Origin of the sequence: Bacillus sp. ISL-41 (genome assembly GCF_018613235.1) — a bacterium.
Classification (GTDB): domain Bacteria; phylum Bacillota; class Bacilli; order Bacillales; family Cytobacillaceae; genus Mesobacillus.
On the sequence record NZ_JAGGQP010000008.1, the window covers coordinates 86454 to 103321 of the forward strand.

Sequence of the window (16868 nt, forward strand, 5' to 3'; positions counted from 1 at the left end):
GTAATATTAGTAGAGTTTATTCGGTAAAAAGCCAATAAATTCCTTCAACTATAACCACATAAAAAATCCCGGCCAGGGGAGACCGGGATTGATTTCTATCCTTGCTTTCCTATTTGAGTTGCCTGGTCAAGCAGATGGCGGTCCGCTTCCCTATCAATTTTCATATAGAAATAAAATATTAAAAATACCACGCCTGATACCAGTCGTAAACCTGACGCGAGATTCATGGCCGTATCAATTGAACTTAATTGAAGCAGGTAAACCCCAACCTGCGGTGCGATAAAACCAATTATCGCTAACAGGATATTGTATTGTGCGATAAAGCTGCCCCGATTCTCCTCCTTCGTCACTTCCAGCAGCTGATTAAATAACAACAGCACGGTTCCTGAAACAAACAGACCAGAAGTAAAGTTGACAAAGGTCAAGTAATACATATTTGTTGAGAGTATCGTAAGGAATGGTGCCGATGCCATTCCCACGGCTGTAATCACCAGCATTTTTGCATTGCTGTGCTTGTCAGCCATCCTTCCCCACCACTTAAAGCTGATAATCTGGCCAACTTGATTCGCCACAGTTATGATGCTGATCCAAAACCCAGTCATATGAGCGACTTTGATGTTGTAAATATTAAACAAAGGCCAGGCCAGCTGCCAGGCAAAGTTGAAGAACAAGCCGCAGATCAGGAAATAAATAAATGGTTTATGTTTATAAGCTTCCCAGCCAAAATTAATTCGTTTCTTGTCTCTAACGATTTCTTTCTTCTGTTCTATATGTCTATTTAAATACACTACTTCTACAATCCCAAAGAGAAATGCGAGAATGAAGAGAATTTGATATGGCAGTGGATCCGACTTATCAAACCATTGCAGCCCTATTCCTATCAACAATGTCGTAAACATACCAGCGATGGTCAGTATCCTGTTCCTCTCACTAAAAAAACTGCTCCTGCGGCTGTCTGAGATAAGGTCTCCGATAAATGACTGCCAGCTAAGCATCGCGAAGGAACCGGGAAGATTCATTAGGCCAATCAGTAATACAAATGTCCAGGCCCTGTATTCTTCCGGCAGGTAAATGACCAAAAACATTCCTGGCAAAAATAAACGAGTAAACATAATTGAGGTACCTGTAAATCTCTTTTTTTCTTTCAGCCTGCCCATGATCACGGTAGCAAGAATCATAGCGAACATGCCGACTATTTGAGGCAGAGAACTGATTAACCCAACTTGATAATTCGATGCACCAAGGACACTAATTGCAAACAATGCGAAGTAGTTATTGCTCATACTTGTTACAATTGTTGAAGCGACACCATTTATAATGCTATTCTTTTCATTCCTCTTTGTTATTTGTGAAGGACTTTCCATACATTCCTCTTCTTTCGAATAATTCAAATTATTTTGGATATCGAAATATCCACCTAATTTTACTCCTTCTGGTTTTTCTTGACAATAAGTTTTTTATTAACAAAATAAACAAAGAATCTTCTGGAAATTCACGTTTGCTTTCTATCATCTTTTGATTTGTTCACTCTGATTTTTACACAAAAAAAAGGAGCACCTTGGCCCCTTTTTACACAATTACACATTCTTTAGAACTAAGTTCAATCTATTGTTCCGTTCGCTTCTTTCTTCCTCTGTCGCAAGGTCATACTTCTTAAGCAAATGAAATACCTCATTCAAGATATCCTGGGTATGTTCTTCCTCAAAAAATTGGTTGAACAATGGATGCATGTCCTGTGGCAAGAACTCCTTTTGTGATTGGTATTTCTCCTGGACATCCGTTTTGCTGTGGTCAATATTGCATTCTCCCATAAATAATCCCTCCTAGTATATATACCATTAGAATACCAGACTATCTTCGTTTTACCCAAAACTTTATTCTGATTCTTTCCTATCTTATGGATAGTTTCATGGCCAAGGATTCATGGTCTTTTACTAACCGAAATGTATAGTGAGATAGAGCATTGAAATCAAGCCGAGGATAAATGAATAGGTTGGAAATTTCACATGATGATCTTCCTGGCTTTCTGGGATCAGTTCTTTGTATATGACAAAGAGCATTGCCCCCGCGGCAAAACTCAAACCATATGGTACAAGACCTTCCACTTCAGAAGCAAGGAAATATCCAATTGCTGCTGTCACTATTTCTACAGCCCCTGTAAATGTCGCAATCATAAGTGCCTTCACTCTGGACATTTTTTGATGAAGTAAATAAAGTCCAACGAGAAATCCTTCGGGTGCGTTTTGCAGCCCGATTGCAAAGGCAATAATTCCACCAAGGTTTTCTTCGCCCACTCCATAACTTACCCCTACTGACAGCCCTTCAGGCAAATTATGGAGAGTGATTGCTGTAATGATGACTAATGTTTTTCGATCAACGCCAGATAAAAATCTAAAGTCACTTGTGTCCAGATCTTCCGTCTTTGAATTAATAAAATTTAATACAAATGTCCCTAATAACATACCGATGGATAATACCCAAATATTTGATGATTCCAAAGATTCTGGTATCAAACTGAAGGTGGTGGCCGCCATCATAATCCCCGAAGCGTAACCAAGAAGTAATGACTTTAACTTTGATGAGACATTATTTAGAAATAAAACTGGAATTGCACCGAAACCTGTTGCCATTGCAGAGATGACAATCCCTAAAAATGCTTCTGCCATAACTTTTTCCAATGCCTCCTAACTACAAAGTAAAGTAAAATACTTTTCCCCTTAAACCAGGAAGTTACACTTGGAAAAAAATAATCAATGTGGATCATGGTGCAACCAGTTCAACCTTCATACGATCAGGACCTTCAAAAAACACCGCATAGTGATCTGCTCCCCCTGCAAAAGGGTGTCTGTCTTGATAGAGAATGGTAAGATTTCTTTCCTTAAGTTTTTCTGTCATTTGATTCACCTGTTCACGTGATTCTGCATAAAAAGCAAGGTGATTCAAACCGGCGCGGGATCGGTGATATCCAGCATTAATGAACTTTTCTTCGGTCTGTACAAAAACTATATAGGTCGTTTTAAACTTCCAACTTATGCCTCTTTCCCATTTCTGATAGACTTCATATTTCAACTCGCTTAAAAACCAGCCCCAAAATTCAATGGCTTTTTTTAAATCTGTTACATTGATTTCAACATGGTGCAGCATCTCTAAAATCCTCCTGGCAAAAACCTTGTTTTGTATTTTGGACCCTGTAATTGGAAAGGCTAAGACAAAATGAAAAAGGAAGTAATGTTATGTATCTTGCTATTGCCGTGGCCGTTATTCTGATACTCGCTTATTTTTTGGTTGATTGGAAACGATGGGAGAATTTCTATCCAACGATTCAATTTTATATAATATGTAATTTAATGTATAATTTTTTATTTTACAATCATACGTTATGGGCTTATAAACCAAAATCGCCCTGGCTGAATCATACATTCATTGATTTGGCATTTAGTTTAATCATCATCCCCATCGTGTTAATGATCTATCTAAACCATATACCAAAAATGCCTAAAAACACTCTATTCTATCTAGCTGTATGGGTAACTGCATTTACTGTTGTCGAATACTTTTTCCAAAGGACCGGAATGTTTATTTATGATAATGGATGGGGAATAATTCATTCGGCAATCTTCAATGTCATTATGTTTTCTGTCCTCGGTATCCACTATAAACGGCCTTTATATGGCATATTGCTTTCTATTCCCATTATAGCAATACTGCTCTTTTTCCATCATCCTTCATTCGGTGACTTGAAGTAGTCTTCTGCCACGGCAATTAATATATCATGGCTTCTGCTTTGATTCCTTGACAGCATTGCTAATATAATAGAAAGAGGTTATTAACTTCATCGACGATTGCTTGCTTTGACTAATAAGCAATCATTATAAAATGGCCTAGATTACAATATTCCGGGAGAATTTATGATACGTACAATTTCAGTTAGTCCTTCAGGGGAAATCCAAACTGGTCTAAGCATCGACGCATTGCTATCAGACGCAAATCATTGGTATTGGATCGATTTCAGTGAACCTACTGATGAAGAAATCCAATTATTGAACGCGCCATTGCAGTTTCACCCTTTATCCATTGAAGATTGTATCCATACACTTCAAAGACCTAAGCTCGATTATTATGATGATTACCATTTTTTTGTTTTTCAGGCATTGAACGGGGAGTCCATGCAAAAAGAAGAGGTTGATTTATTCCTTGGACAGAACTACATTGTTACATACCATAGCGTCCGCACTAGTGAAGTTGAAGACGTATGGAAGAGATTAGAGCTTGCAAAGACACCTGGCGAATGGAACCCATCGATTGTTCTCTATCATGTTTTGGATAAGATAGTCGATAATTATTTTCCTCATGTATATCGAATTGAGGATTTATTGAATGATATTGATGAGAATTCAGCCGACCGGTCAATGGAGGAACTTCTTGAAGACTTATTTGATACTAGACATGAACTGCTCTCATTAAGGCATACCATCACTCCAATGAGGGATTTGGTATACAGGATGATTAATTCTCATCGCCTTTCCGGTATACTAGAACAAAAAGAGTATTTTGCGGACATCCATGACCATTTATTAAGACTTGCTGAAAAGGTGGAAGCAAGCCGTGAACTGACAACAGATATGCGGGACAGCTACTTGTCGATCAATTCACATGAAACCAATAGGGTAATGAAAGTACTGACTGTGATCACAACCATTTTCATGCCGCTCACCTTCATTGCGGGAATTTACGGGATGAATTTTGAGAATATGCCGGAACTGTCCTGGCGATTTGGATACTTTGGAGCATTGTTTGCCATGTTTGTCATAGGAATGACCATGTTCTTCTGGTTCAGGAAAAAGGGCTGGTTTAAATAATGCAAAAACCATTGAAGCCACACAGGCTTCAATGGTTTTTTTCGTTTTGTTTGTCGTCTTCCCGCAAGGTTAAAAAATCTTCGACAAGGCATTTACTGCTTACGATAATGCCTGACAAGAAAAATGCAATTGTAACCGTGAACGAAAAATAATAATACGCTAACAGTGAAGTGGCAATCGTCCATACGAGCCAGAGATATTTTTCATAATCCTCAGCCATTTACTTCTTCCGCCTTCCAGTAAAGCTGACTGATCGCATCTGCTAGTGCTTCTATTGTATTCTTTAATTCTTTCATATTATTGTCAACGCCGCCAACTTCGACTACCACAGTGTTTGAATGTAAATCCTGATTATAAATTCCATCCACGCCGATTCCCTTTTTAGGCAGGACTCCCTTGCTGATGCCTGGATAACTCTTATTCAGGATTTTATGAAGCTCGTTTGCGAACTTCAGGTTCTTCTGGAAGTTCTTATTTTCCTCGCCTATTACAAAAACTAATCTGGCATAAGGCTCATTATTTATGGTGGCAGTTGTCGAATCCTTTCTGACAGAGTCTCGGTGAAGATCAATAAAATACTCTAATTTCTTGTTGCCAGCCATTGCCTCTTGGACCAGTGAACGTGATATCTCATATGATTTATGAGTCAGCCACCCTTTCTCATCCAGCTCCTGGCCTATATTGGTCTTATCTACGCTTGCTCCAATCCCTCTTTTCTCCAATTCCTTGCCTAGCAATTCACCTACAATAGTGATATTTGTCTTGCCATCAACAGCCTCATTTTCATTCTCTGCTCCTTCTAGTCCCAGCAACGGCAGGTACGATTCCCAGCTGTGAGTATGATAAATGAATACCGATTTTTCTGTTGGGGATGAACCGGTGTATATTTTCCCGCTGTTCAGCTCCTTCAATTCATTCGCTGCCATATTCCTTTCCTGCAGAAGAACCTCCATTGGAGGTGCAGATTCGATTGGGATATCCGTAAAATCAACACCTTCATCGGCAATTAGGAAGTTTGAATCAAATGCCATAAACCCTGGGATTCCGGTCCTGACCAGACTCCTAAGATCATTCATTTCAATGTTTGTAAGCAATTTGAATCCTGTAGAGAATATAGGTAAATCAGTATTGGATCCTGTCAATGCATGTCCAATCAATGGATTCTCATAACTTATGATCCTCAAGAAAACTTCTGCTCCAATATCTCCGTTTACTTTGAATTTAAACATGCTGATGTTTGAAGAAGAAATGAAACCGGCTATTAGAAAAAAACTAAATGTGCAAACAATTATAACTAAAGTTGAAACCATTTTTCGATAAAGATTGACCAATATTCCAGCCATTCAATCACCCTTTTGCATGTGATACCAATTTGTAAGTACACTCTCTGTTTAATCCATAAATATGTACAAATAAAGATTTTAGACTAAAAAACGCCTGGACAGATGTCCAGACGCTCAGTTAGAAATATTTCTTTTTCCAAAAAATAAAAGCGGTTAATCCAGCCAATAAGACGGCCATACTGATTGCCAGGATAAATGCATACGGATTGTGTTGAAATGGAAGATCTACGTTCATTCCATAAAAGCTTGCTACCATCGTCGGAAACGATAGAATGATGGTAATGGATGTAAGAAATTTCATCACCATATTTAGATTATTTGAAATTATAGAAGCAAACGCATCCATCATTCCGCTTAAAATGGAACTGTATGTCTCAGCCATTTCAATGGCCTGGGTATTTTCAATGATGACATCCTCAAGCAAATCCTTGTCTTCTTCGTACATTTTCAAGTAATTGAAGCGCATGATCTTGGCAAGAACGACTTTATTGGATTTAAGTGATGTCGTAAAGTAAACCAAACTTTTCTCTAATGCGAGAAATGCATACAATTCCTTGTTTTTCATTGACTGGTGCAACTCGCGCTCGATCTCATTTGTCTTTTTATTGATTTGTTTCAGATAACGTAAATAATAAATCGAAATCACATAAAGGATTTGCAGGGCAAATCTCGTTTTCTTAAAAGAATAAAATTCCTTGACTCTGTTTGACTTGAATTCATTCAATACAGGCGTCTCTTTGAGGGAAACAGTTATGATACAATTCGGCGTTTGAATGATTCCAACTGGTATGGTTTCATAGATTGGGAAACCAGATTCATCATGAGTGATGTACGGATAGTCAACAATTATATAGACAATTCCGTCTTCCTTTTCAATTCTCGGCCGCTCTTCATCATCTAGGGCATCCTTTATAAAATCAACTGCGACTCCTGTTTCATTCGCCACTCTGATGATTTCATCTTCAGAAGGGTGTACCATATTAACCCAACAGCCTTTTATAATTTCATCAACACGTATTAAATGTCTTTCTTCACTGCTTTTAAAAATTTCCAGCATTTGATCAACCTCCTCTTTAATTATTGAGGAAGCCAACTACCTTTTTTAAGAGTTGATAGTCTTGCAGCATTCAATTGTATCAAATCTAATAGATCATCGACTTCCTCGCACCTATCGGGATCAGGTTCTTTTGAATAACCCAAAGATACCAACTCCTTTCTGTTTTCACCTCTTACATCTTACTCCCGACGCGGTCAAACTACAATGGAAACTTCAAATGAAAAATAACATTTTCGATAAAACTATTGACACCATACCCTATAGGGTATATAGTAGGAACTACATTAAATACCCACTACGGTATAAACAGGAGGAAGATTTGAAATGGTAAACAAAATGACAAAATCATTCATTGCTTTTGCAATGGTTTTATCTATACTTGCTGTTGGTATTCCACAGCAAAAAGCTGAGGCTGCTACTACAACAGCAGATGTACTGGTAACAGTTGGACAAATGGGTGCTGATTCTTATTCACAAACACTGGATGGAGTTCTTTACACAGTTAACCAAATTGGCTTCATGGCTGACAGGATCCTTTGGACACAAGAACAAATTGGCTTCATGGCTGACAGAATTGTATATGTAACAGAGTTCTCACAGGATAACTCTATTAAAGTAATCTATATGGCAACAGCCTTATGGCCAACCGGAACGAAGGATGGCGGATACACTTATAAGGTATCCCTTATGCCGGTTGCGATGCTCCCAGCTGGCTGGTAAATAGTAATGTAAAAAGGCGAATCATGGGTTCGCCTTTTTATTTTCCTCTAAAATTCACCTGCTGCTTAAAAACACATCTTTTGGCACAACAGGTATTTTCATAAAAAAAACACATGATTTATCGATACATTCTATCTACCTTTCCGTATACCTGACCTTCTATATATAATTCGTTGGTCACACCCCTCCCCTTCTTACTGATCCATAATTCCCATTCTGCTTTTTCCAGCAGGTAGTCACCCTTTTTCTTATAATAAGAAATCTTCAAAAAATATACTATAATAAGCTTGAAATCTAGTAATTTGGAGGGAAAATGAACATGAATAGAAACTTCAAAAAGAAATTGATTCCGTTTGCTGTCGTTTCATCTCTCGCAATTGGCGGTCTTTCGGGAGCTTTTACAGCTGACGCAAAGGAATCTTCTAAACAGCATAATGCTAAAATTAAGAACGTCATTTTCTTGATTGGTGATGGTATGGGTGTATCCTATACATCCGCTTACCGTTACTTAAAAGACGACCCAAATACTAAGCTTGCAGAAGGAACAGAATTCGATAAATACCTTGTTGGACAGCAGTCGACTTATGCGGAAGATCCTGAAGAAAACATTACAGATTCAGCTTCATCGGCAACAGCAATGTCAGCAGGTGTCAAAACATATAACGCGGCGATTGGTGTTGATAATGACAAATCCGATGTGAAAACTGTTCTGGAATCGGCCAAGGAACAAGGTAAAGCTACTGGACTCGTTGCTACCTCCGAAATCACCCATGCCACTCCGGCTTCTTTCGGTGCGCATGATGAGAGCCGCAGAAATATGAATGCGATTGCAGAAGACTACTACGATGATTTAATTAACGGCGAACACAAGGTTGATGTACTTCTAGGCGGAGGTACTGAACTATTCGATCGCAAAGACCGCAACCTAATTGAAGAATTCCAAAAGGATGGCTACAGTTACGCTTCTACTAAAGAAGAACTGAAAAGCGATAATAATGATCAAATCCTCGGATTGTTCGCACCTAGAGGCCTTCCTAAGATGATCGACCGTACAGAAGACATCCCATCTCTTGAGGAAATGACTAATTCGGCAATTGAAAGATTGAATAAAGATAAAGATGGCTTCTTCTTGATGGTAGAGGGCAGCCAAATCGACTGGGCAGGACACGATAATGATATTGTTGGTGCGATGAGTGAAATGCAAGACTTCGAAAAAGCGTTCAAGGCAGCGATTGATTTTGCGAAAAAGGATAAGCATACCCTTGTAATAGCTACTGCTGATCACTCAACAGGGGGCTATTCAATTGGTGCTGACGGAATTTATAACTGGTTCCCCGAACCAATTAAAGCAGCTAAACGCACACCGGACTTCATGGCAGCTGAAATTGCCAATGGTGCGAATGTCAAAGAAACACTCTCCAATTATATTGATTTAGAATTGACTTCTGCAGAAATAGATTCTGTCAAAACTGCTGCTGAAGGAGAACTGGCAGACATCGATCATGCGATTGAAGAAATCTTCAACCAGCGTTCGCATACAGGCTGGACAACCAGCGGACACACTGGTGAAGATGTAAACGTTTATGCATTTGGCCCAACAAGAGAAGCTCTGGCCGGAAAAATTGAAAACACGGACCTTGCGAAACATGTGTTCAGCATCCTGCAAAACGGGAATAAAGAAATTGTAATTGAAGATAAATAAAGAAAATGGCCCCTCCCGCTGTCTCCCAGGCAGCGGGAAGTCTGTTTATCAACTGCTGGAAGGTGCTAAATGAGAAAGTTTATTGTATGGATAGTATTAATGTCTTTCCTTGTTGGCTGCAGTCTCGAAGGAAAATCCAATTCGCCAGAACAAATAGAAAAAGAAGAATCGATCCAGAAAGAACAAAACGAAGATACTCCCCCTCCACGTAAATCAATGAATGACTATGTACCGAACCCCCAGGTTACAGATGACCGTTCTTTACTGACTGTGGGCGAAACTGTTCAAGATGAGAAAGGTTACGCCAAGCTAATAAGCTACAAAAAAATGGATCAACGAATTGAAACAGGCCCAATTGAAATGGTTGTTAAAGAAGCTAAAATAATTGAATACCATCCCGACTATAGCTTAATAGACTTTTTTCACAGCTATACAGATGAAGAGAGATTTACTTATATAAAAGTCTTTATAGAGCTAGAAAACAGGTCAGAAGAAGTGCTGAATTTCGCTCCGGTTGCCATAATTGAATCTGACACAGGCGAAAAGAAAACTTGGGAAGACGATATTTATTTGGAAGAACTGAATGGGATAATCCGCCCCGGTGAAAAGAAAGCAGGGAATATTGGAGTCATTGTTGAGAACCCTGAAATAAAATCCGCCAAGATTACGACCAGTAAAGTTTTCAATAAAAGTGAAAAAGATATCTCCAAAGAACAAACCATTACAATCCAATTTTAAAATCCAAAAGGCGCGGATCTGAATCCACGCCTTTTATTTATTAATAAGTATTTAAACGGAATCTCTTCTACCCTTTTCTCTTCTCTTACCATGGTATTTCAGGGCATTTTCCCATTCAATGATAAATTGGCGGTATATTCATAGCTGTTGGTTTTCTTAAGGTGATGTGAAGGGACCTACCCTCGGTGATGGAAGCGAAAAAGACATCCTTTAAATTATATACTGACTCCTCAGCCAATCTATCCATAAGCCATTTCTCGTCCAGGTTCAGCTGAACAAGAACCTTCCTGTAGAGCTTTCCGTCAATGATAAGAGGCAATGCCAAATCATCACTTGTTCTGCTGATTTTCATGTCTTCCAAAGTTACTGTATTTTTTTCCGTGTTTTTCATGACTGTTAAATTTCCGTTAGCCTCCAGTATCCCTACCCTTACATCACGAACATTAAAAATGTCTTTTTCCCGCAACATTAACAAGATATTGTCGATTGAATATTGGGTTTTACGCAGGTTCTCCACAATTAACTGTCCCTCATGAATCACCGTGATTGGTTCAAAGGTGAGTAACCTCCCCACTTTCCTGCTTTTAATTTTCAGGTAGGCTACCAGTTTTTGAAGCAGCGCAATCAAGATTATCGCAACTCCTGTATGTATATGAGGGATATTCGGGTCGGCTATATCAGCGCCAACGACCGCACCAAAAGCCAATAGGATTAAAAAATCAAAGACTGGCAACTCACCAATTGAACGCCTTCCCATAAACAACGCCGCAAACAACATCAATGGGAGGATCGTGACTACCCTGCCTAAGAGAATCAGCATTTCTTCTAAAAGTTTCATTTGTCGCCTCCAATTGAAAGAATACATTCATTAGTTTTGATGTATTTTTACCATTTATACCTAGCCCGTCTCGTTTAGAGGCGTACATAACATTTCATTAATTCGTTTTACCCTAGAATGAGTATCTGAGTTAATTTCCTCTCACTGACTTATCAGGCAATCATAACTCATAATGCCTCCTCCCCCCCACCGAATGGCTTCAACTTTCCTGGAATACAGCAAATCATATATAATGGAATTTAAATCAGGAAACAGTCCTGATTCTGACAACCTGAATATGCGCTTAAAACCTTCATTTTTAAAAGGAGAAATTATATGCATGTACTGCAACGATTTTGGGAGGCTGTTGTTCGATTTTGGAAACGACGGCACCTGACTCAAATTTTGTTATTAATCTTATTGGTATTCATCCTGCTGTCGATTCTTTGGTTCGCGTTTATCGCTAGCAGGGCAAATGTCCAGACCCTGAAGGATGGATTGAGCCAGGCAACCACCATTTATGATCGCGACGGACAGGAAGCAAGCAAGCTTGCTACCAATCGTACAGGCGGAGTATCAATAAAAGTTATGCCAGAGCATGTCCCAAATGCCGTCATTGCTATTGAGGATGAACGGTTCTATGAACATAACGGATTCGATATAAAAGGTATCGCCCGTGCTTTCTTCGGAAACCTTTTAGCTGGGGGGATCACCGGCGGTGGCAGTACACTTACCCAGCAGCTGACCAAAAATGCTCTGTTATCTTCAGAGCGGACATACAAACGTAAAGTAGAAGAATTATTTTTGGCAGTCGAGCTTGAAAAGGTGTATGAAAAGGATGAAATCATAGAAATGTACCTGAACCAGGTATATTTCGGCAGTGGTGCATTTGGAATTAACAATGCCAGCAAGAAATATTTTGCAAAGGATATTCAGGATGTCACTATAAGTGAGGCTGCACTGCTAGCCGGCTTGCTTAAAGCACCTTCTGCCCTGGATCCCTACAACAATTACGACGCTGCCATCAAACGCAGGAATGTTGTTCTTTCTAAAATGAACGAACTTGGAATGTTATCAGATACCGAGTATAAAAAAGCAAAGTCAGAAAAGATTGTATTGGAAGACGGGGGCGGTTCTCTCGCCGACCGAAAATATCCTTCATACGTTGATGCTGTTTTGGATGAAGCAACTAGTAAATATGGTCTCACCCAGGATGAAATCATGACAAGAGGCTATCGAATTCATACGGAACTGGACCAGGACATCCAATCCGGCCTGGAAAAAGTGTACCGACAGGATTATCTATTCCCTGATCGGGCCAGTGATGTTTTAGTCCAAAGTGGATCCGTCCTGCTTAATCCGGAAAATGGAGGCGTCCGTGCATTAGTTGGCGGACGCGGCGAGAAAGTTTTCAGAGGATTTAACCGTGCAACCCACCTGAAGGCTCAGCCCGGTTCGACAATGAAACCACTTGCTGTTTACACACCGGCACTGGAAGAAGGCTATGAATATGATTCCATGCTTGTTGACGAAAAGATGTCATTTAAGAATTACAGTCCGAAGAACTTCTCTGATACTTACCAAGGAGAAGTTCCGATGTATGAGGCCGTGGAAAGGTCCATTAACATACCTGCAGTTTGGCTATTGAATGAAATAGGCTTGAATAAAGGAATCGACGCTGTGAGAAGATTTGGAATCAAAGTAGAAAAAGAGGACCAGAACCTGGCCCTCGCCCTTGGAGGAATGCACAATGGTGTTTCCCCTCTAAAGATGGCTGAAGCTTATTCAGTCTTTCCAAATGGAGGGAAACGTCATGATGCTCACTTGATTACCAAAATTGTTGGTCCTACGGGCAAGGTGATCGCAGAACATGATGGATCCACAACCCGCGTTACTTCCAAATCAGTTGCCAATGAAATGACATCGATGTTACTGAATGTTGTTGAAACAGGTACAGGTAAAGGGACAAATATTGAGGGTGTCGAGATTGCAGGCAAGACTGGCTCTACACAGCTCCCTTATGCAGATATCAACGGAACAAAGGATCAATGGTTTGTTGGATATACACCAAACATCGTTGGGGCTGTATGGCTGGGATATGACAAAACGGACCGCAATCATTATTTATCCAGCAGCAGCTCAAGGGATGTAGTGCCTCTATTCAGGGCAATCATGGAAGAGACAGTGCCCCACATTGAGCGGGAGGAATTCAAGGTACAATCAATCAACGAACGGGAATCCGGTGCCGTTATTGATTATGAAGAAACAGAAAAAGCAATCAGGGAAAAAGCAAATGAACTGGAGCAAGAATTAAAAGAACGGGCTGGCAAGGTTGAAGAAAAACTGAAAGAGGAAGCGCCAAAGTGGAAAAAAGTATTTGACCAAATGCAGGAAGATGCCGCTAAAGTTGGAGATAAGGTGTTTGACAAACTACGCGAGTGGCAAGGAGAATAAATGCATTTCGAGCAGCCAAATTTGGCTGCTCTATTTTTATTGCATCCATTGATGTTGTCAATTGGTGTTCTGAAAATCGATTACGCGAAAAATAGAGTCCATTGGTGGCCGAAAATTCCTTATTCTTGAAAATCAGGGCACCAATGACCCTGATTGGTGACCGAAAATTCCTTATTTAAGAAAAAAAGGGCACCAATGACCCTGATTGGTGACCTGAAATTCCTTATTTAAGAAAAAAAGGGCACCAATGACCCCGATTGGTGACCTCTAAAGACTGTGAAAAGCTTTATTAGAATGCCTTAGAATAAATACATGTATCCCTGAGCTCACCGTCAACGGAAACTGAATCATTCTTTAATATCCCATCGAGAGCAAAACCTAATTTTTCGGGGATCGCCCTGCTTTTAGTATTCAATGAATCACAACGTATTTCGATCCTACGGGCTTTTAGCTCCCGGACGGCAAAATCAGTGATTCCCTGGACAGCCTCGGTCATATATCCTTGCCCACTATATCGAGTGTCAATCCAATATCCGATCTCAAATTTTGGGATGTCCCAGTTAATCTTGTGCAGATCAGATGAACCTACAAATTCACCGGTATCTTTCTTGAATACAAGAAGCCTCAGGTCTGAGCGATTCAAAAAGTTTATATAGCCCTGCCTAATCACGATTTCTGTTTCTTCAACACTCTGTTCTTTTTGGGCAAATGGCATCCAAGGCTGAAGTTCTTTTAAAGATGCATTGATTGATTCACAGGTTACAGCTCCGTCTCCAGGCAGCGGCATCCTGATAAAAAGACGTTCTGTTTCAAATTCGGCTGGGAACTCCAATAAAATAGGATTCACTTTCACCTCTCCCCTTTCAACCTCCATTTAAAAGAGCGGTCACAGGACCGCTCTATAGATTATTCTGCTTAAATACTGATATCCCTCTTTTGGAAAAAGAAAAAGGTGAGCATCATAAATATCGCGTAATATACAGCCAGTATGGCTAACGATACCGGCATTGTAATATCCTCAAGAATTCTATCCTGAAGTGCATAGACAGTCAAATCCAGATGCGGGAATATCAGGAATTTTGCCCACGTATATTTATCAGCAAGCATCAAGATGATACCGCCGATTGTAGAGGAGAAGAACAGTACGAATATCCCGATTCCAACTGCCAGGGCCTGGCTTTTAAATAATGTTGACAGCATAAAGGCAATTGTCATGATGATAAGCAGACTTGGTATGAAATAAAGCATTTTCAACATGAATTGTGTACCGACTTCGGCTACCTTTCTTCCTTCAAGCGTGATTTCAAATATCTTCATATTGAAATCACCACTGCCAAATAAGATCAATCCTATAATATATCCTGAGACAATTAATGTCAGGACCAATAATAACGCATAGATGATGACTGCAATATACTTTGACAACAGGATTCTCCATCGATGATGCGGACGAATCAGCAGCTGCTTGATGGTTCCATCTGAGAATTCTGCAGCGACATTGGCACTGCCAACCACAACCACGAACAAGGTGACAAGTGAGCTGACACCTACTACTACGTCGTTCATGAAATGCCAGTTTGTCTTTTCATTTGGGTTAATGTCTTGATCAAGAAATTGCTGTGTCTGCTCAATTTGGTTCTGAATCATTTTCTTTTCGTCATCGGAGGCAGATGCCATCTGGTTTTCAAGCATTTGAATCTCTGCCTGGGTGTCCTGACGCCAATTAGGATTTGGATCCGCGCTGAATTTCATATAAATGATGCCGGCAATTAACATGGCCATCACAATAATGATCATATAGATCCAGCTTGCCATTTTGCCAAATATCTTCATTAACTCATTTTGGATTAAAGGAATCATATCATCTGCTCCTTCTTGCCTTTATTCGTGATTTCCAGGAAGCGGTCTTCCAGTGTTGCTTTCACATTTAATATTTCAAAGACATCTATTTCATTTTCAACAAATAGCTTGTTAATCCGAGGGATTTGTTCTTTGCGTGCTGATAAGGTTATGCGATTGCCTTTATTGTTGGTTACTTTTACATCTGTCATCTGTTCTTTCAATAGCTTGGAAGCTAGGGCAGGATCCGATAATTCCACTTCTATTGTTTTAACCTCCAAAGCTTCAGACGTTTCATTTTCATGGTGCATAGAAGAAATATGTATCAATTTCCCCTTTTCAATGATCGCAAATCGGTCGCACATTAGCTGCATCTCTGACAATAAATGAGAAGACACTAATACAGAAGTTCCCTGGCTTGCAAGCAAGCGCAAATAATCCCTAAACTCACGAATTCCCTGTGGGTCTAGTCCATTAGTAGGCTCGTCCAGTATGAGAATAGACGGTTTATGTAAAATCGCTTGTGCCACCCCAAGACGTTGGCGCATTCCCAAAGAATAAGTACGGACTTTATCATGGATCGCATTTTCAAGCCCTACAAGCTTGGTCACTTCGTTTAGCCGCTCTTCCGTAATATCACTTAGTGCCATACGCGCGTAATGCCTGAGATTTTTGTATCCACTAAGGTATTTGTAGAATTCTGGATTTTCCACTATAGCACCCAGTTCATTCATTGCTTTTGTAAAAGACTCATCCAAATCATGGCCATTTACGAGCACAGTTCCTCCTGTGCGATTAATCAGGCTGACAATCATTCGGATGATTGTTGTTTTTCCGGCACCATTAGGACCCAGCAGTCCAAATATTTCACCTCGTTCCACTTGAAAACTCACATCATCAACGATTGTTTTTTTACCAATCGTCTTAGTCAACTCTTTTACCTCGAGGGCAAATTGCGACATAGAATCTCCTCATTTCATCAATGTTATTTCATGTCCTCACAAAGATTAATACGATGAAAATTGTAAAAAGTTACAAAAAAAGCAAAAAAAGATAATCTTATCAAAGCCCTCATTTTTATTCCGTATATTGCCCACTCTTAATACAAACGATATAAATGATATTCGCTGGAATATCGTCTGTTTCAAAAATCCAATCATGAGGTGATTGTATGAGTTATAAAGATCATTTGGATCCACACTCACAACTTTTCCACCACACTTGGACGAGGCGCAAGCATACCAACTCGCAGGTAAATGGGGAAACCCAGGTAACAAAGAACACACTGCTTGCAAGGAGTAACGCTAAAGCGCACCGCATGTTTTGATTTTTTGAAACA

Annotated in this window: 18 protein-coding genes; 7 read left to right on the forward strand and 11 right to left on the reverse strand. The window is 39.8% G+C overall.

Features of this window, described 5'->3' with window-relative positions; all coding sequences use genetic code 11:
* Positions 1-95 precede the first annotated feature (95 nt).
* The 4 genes from J7I80_RS03690 to J7I80_RS03705 all read right to left on the reverse strand — a co-directional run bounded on the left by J7I80_RS03690 (position 96) and on the right by J7I80_RS03705 (position 3144).
* Complete coding sequence (locus J7I80_RS03690; RefSeq protein ID WP_214736049.1) at positions 96-1364, reverse strand: MFS transporter; 1269 nt, start codon at positions 1362-1364, stop codon at positions 96-98.
* Between the two features lie 213 nt (positions 1365-1577).
* The gene (locus J7I80_RS03695; protein WP_214736050.1) at positions 1578-1811 is read right to left on the reverse strand and encodes a group-specific protein; all 234 of its coding nucleotides are present in this window, start codon (positions 1809-1811) and stop codon (positions 1578-1580) included.
* Between the two features lie 123 nt (positions 1812-1934).
* Positions 1935-2666, reverse strand: coding sequence for a ZIP family metal transporter (locus J7I80_RS03700; RefSeq protein WP_214736051.1), 732 nt, complete (start codon positions 2664-2666; stop codon positions 1935-1937).
* Positions 2667-2760: 94 nt separating this feature from the next.
* Entirely contained in the window at positions 2761-3144 is a 384-nt protein-coding gene (locus J7I80_RS03705) for a VOC family protein (protein WP_214736052.1), read from the reverse strand.
* A gap of 89 nt (positions 3145-3233) precedes the next feature.
* On the opposite strand from J7I80_RS03705, the gene J7I80_RS03710 reads away from it, so the two are divergent.
* Both J7I80_RS03710 and corA read left to right on the forward strand, forming a co-directional pair.
* Positions 3234-3746 (forward strand): CBO0543 family protein, encoded by a 513-nt coding sequence (locus J7I80_RS03710; RefSeq protein ID WP_214736053.1) that lies wholly within the window; start codon positions 3234-3236, stop codon positions 3744-3746.
* A gap of 162 nt (positions 3747-3908) precedes the next feature.
* Complete coding sequence (corA, locus tag J7I80_RS03715; RefSeq protein WP_214736054.1) at positions 3909-4859, forward strand: magnesium/cobalt transporter CorA; 951 nt, start codon at positions 3909-3911, stop codon at positions 4857-4859.
* 28 nt (positions 4860-4887) lie between these two features.
* On the opposite strand, the gene J7I80_RS03720 is transcribed toward corA, so the two are convergent.
* The 3 genes from J7I80_RS03720 to J7I80_RS03730 form a co-directional block, all read right to left on the reverse strand.
* The gene (locus tag J7I80_RS03720; RefSeq protein ID WP_214736055.1) at positions 4888-5079 is read right to left on the reverse strand and encodes a hypothetical protein; all 192 of its coding nucleotides are present in this window, start codon (positions 5077-5079) and stop codon (positions 4888-4890) included.
* The gene (gene spoIIP / locus J7I80_RS03725) at positions 5072-6202 is read right to left on the reverse strand and encodes a stage II sporulation protein P (protein WP_214736056.1); all 1131 of its coding nucleotides are present in this window, start codon (positions 6200-6202) and stop codon (positions 5072-5074) included. The genes J7I80_RS03720 and spoIIP overlap by 8 nt, the downstream gene beginning before the upstream one ends.
* A 118-nt stretch (positions 6203-6320) precedes the next feature.
* Positions 6321-7259, reverse strand: coding sequence for a magnesium transporter CorA family protein (locus tag J7I80_RS03730; RefSeq protein ID WP_214736057.1), 939 nt, complete (start codon positions 7257-7259; stop codon positions 6321-6323).
* Positions 7260-7583: 324 nt separating this feature from the next.
* Here J7I80_RS03730 and J7I80_RS03735 point away from each other — a divergent pair, with 324 nt between their 5' ends.
* From J7I80_RS03735 to J7I80_RS03745, 3 genes are all read left to right on the forward strand, one after another.
* Positions 7584-7979 carry a hypothetical protein gene (locus J7I80_RS03735; protein ID WP_214736058.1) on the forward strand — a complete coding sequence of 132 codons (396 nt, stop codon included), beginning with the start codon at positions 7584-7586 and terminating at the stop codon, positions 7977-7979.
* A 319-nt stretch (positions 7980-8298) separates the two neighbouring features.
* Positions 8299-9681, forward strand: a complete 1383-nt coding sequence (locus J7I80_RS03740) for an alkaline phosphatase (protein ID WP_483297684.1) — start codon at positions 8299-8301, stop codon at positions 9679-9681.
* 69 nt (positions 9682-9750) lie between these two features.
* Positions 9751-10419, forward strand: a complete 669-nt coding sequence (locus J7I80_RS03745) for a DUF4352 domain-containing protein (RefSeq protein ID WP_214736060.1) — start codon at positions 9751-9753, stop codon at positions 10417-10419.
* 115 nt (positions 10420-10534) lie between these two features.
* Here the strand turns inward: J7I80_RS03745 and J7I80_RS03750 are convergent, their stop codons facing one another.
* Positions 10535-11257, reverse strand: a complete 723-nt coding sequence (locus J7I80_RS03750) for a DUF421 domain-containing protein (protein ID WP_214736061.1) — start codon at positions 11255-11257, stop codon at positions 10535-10537.
* Between the two features lie 315 nt (positions 11258-11572).
* Here J7I80_RS03750 and J7I80_RS03755 point away from each other — a divergent pair, with 315 nt between their 5' ends.
* Positions 11573-13690, forward strand: coding sequence for a transglycosylase domain-containing protein (locus tag J7I80_RS03755; protein WP_214736062.1), 2118 nt, complete (start codon positions 11573-11575; stop codon positions 13688-13690).
* Positions 13691-13979: 289 nt separating this feature from the next.
* Here J7I80_RS03755 and J7I80_RS03760 read toward each other — a convergent pair whose 3' ends face one another.
* Genes J7I80_RS03760 through J7I80_RS03770 form a run of 3 tightly spaced genes read right to left on the reverse strand, consistent with a single transcriptional unit; the run spans position 13980 to position 16491 of the window.
* Complete coding sequence (locus tag J7I80_RS03760) at positions 13980-14564, reverse strand: GNAT family N-acetyltransferase (RefSeq protein ID WP_214736063.1); 585 nt, start codon at positions 14562-14564, stop codon at positions 13980-13982.
* A gap of 41 nt (positions 14565-14605) precedes the next feature.
* Entirely contained in the window at positions 14606-15550 is a 945-nt protein-coding gene (locus J7I80_RS03765) for an ABC transporter permease (protein WP_214736064.1), read from the reverse strand.
* The gene (locus J7I80_RS03770; RefSeq protein ID WP_214736065.1) at positions 15547-16491 is read right to left on the reverse strand and encodes an ABC transporter ATP-binding protein; all 945 of its coding nucleotides are present in this window, start codon (positions 16489-16491) and stop codon (positions 15547-15549) included. The genes J7I80_RS03765 and J7I80_RS03770 overlap by 4 nt, the downstream gene beginning before the upstream one ends.
* 209 nt (positions 16492-16700) lie before the next feature.
* Between J7I80_RS03770 and J7I80_RS03775 the strand changes: the two genes are divergently transcribed.
* On the forward strand, positions 16701-16856 hold the full coding sequence (locus J7I80_RS03775; RefSeq protein ID WP_192471666.1) for a YpzG family protein: 156 nt from the start codon (positions 16701-16703) through the stop codon (positions 16854-16856).
* The last annotated feature ends 12 nt before the right edge of the window (positions 16857-16868 follow it).

What these genes read in the sequence shown, in the direction of transcription:
- J7I80_RS03690 (WP_214736049.1), bottom strand. Translation starts at nt 1,364, where the DNA reads ATGGAAAGTCCTTCACAAATAACAAAGAGGAATGAAAAGAATAGCATT.
- J7I80_RS03695 (WP_214736050.1), bottom strand. Translation starts at nt 1,811, where the DNA reads ATGGGAGAATGCAATATTGACCACAGCAAAACGGATGTCCAGGAGAAA.
- J7I80_RS03700 (WP_214736051.1), bottom strand. Translation starts at nt 2,666, where the DNA reads ATGGCAGAAGCATTTTTAGGGATTGTCATCTCTGCAATGGCAACAGGT.
- J7I80_RS03705 (WP_214736052.1), bottom strand. Translation starts at nt 3,144, where the DNA reads ATGCTGCACCATGTTGAAATCAATGTAACAGATTTAAAAAAAGCCATT.
- J7I80_RS03710 (WP_214736053.1), top strand. Translation starts at nt 3,234, where the DNA reads ATGTATCTTGCTATTGCCGTGGCCGTTATTCTGATACTCGCTTATTTT.
- corA (WP_214736054.1), top strand. Translation starts at nt 3,909, where the DNA reads ATGATACGTACAATTTCAGTTAGTCCTTCAGGGGAAATCCAAACTGGT.
- J7I80_RS03720 (WP_214736055.1), bottom strand. Translation starts at nt 5,079, where the DNA reads ATGGCTGAGGATTATGAAAAATATCTCTGGCTCGTATGGACGATTGCC.
- spoIIP (WP_214736056.1), bottom strand. Translation starts at nt 6,202, where the DNA reads ATGGCTGGAATATTGGTCAATCTTTATCGAAAAATGGTTTCAACTTTA.
- J7I80_RS03730 (WP_214736057.1), bottom strand. Translation starts at nt 7,259, where the DNA reads ATGCTGGAAATTTTTAAAAGCAGTGAAGAAAGACATTTAATACGTGTT.
- J7I80_RS03735 (WP_214736058.1), top strand. Translation starts at nt 7,584, where the DNA reads ATGGTAAACAAAATGACAAAATCATTCATTGCTTTTGCAATGGTTTTA.
- J7I80_RS03740 (WP_483297684.1), top strand. Translation starts at nt 8,299, where the DNA reads ATGAATAGAAACTTCAAAAAGAAATTGATTCCGTTTGCTGTCGTTTCA.
- J7I80_RS03745 (WP_214736060.1), top strand. Translation starts at nt 9,751, where the DNA reads ATGAGAAAGTTTATTGTATGGATAGTATTAATGTCTTTCCTTGTTGGC.
- J7I80_RS03750 (WP_214736061.1), bottom strand. Translation starts at nt 11,257, where the DNA reads ATGAAACTTTTAGAAGAAATGCTGATTCTCTTAGGCAGGGTAGTCACG.
- J7I80_RS03755 (WP_214736062.1), top strand. Translation starts at nt 11,573, where the DNA reads ATGCATGTACTGCAACGATTTTGGGAGGCTGTTGTTCGATTTTGGAAA.
- J7I80_RS03760 (WP_214736063.1), bottom strand. Translation starts at nt 14,564, where the DNA reads ATGGAGGTTGAAAGGGGAGAGGTGAAAGTGAATCCTATTTTATTGGAG.
- J7I80_RS03765 (WP_214736064.1), bottom strand. Translation starts at nt 15,550, where the DNA reads ATGATTCCTTTAATCCAAAATGAGTTAATGAAGATATTTGGCAAAATG.
- J7I80_RS03770 (WP_214736065.1), bottom strand. Translation starts at nt 16,491, where the DNA reads ATGTCGCAATTTGCCCTCGAGGTAAAAGAGTTGACTAAGACGATTGGT.
- J7I80_RS03775 (WP_192471666.1), top strand. Translation starts at nt 16,701, where the DNA reads ATGAGTTATAAAGATCATTTGGATCCACACTCACAACTTTTCCACCAC.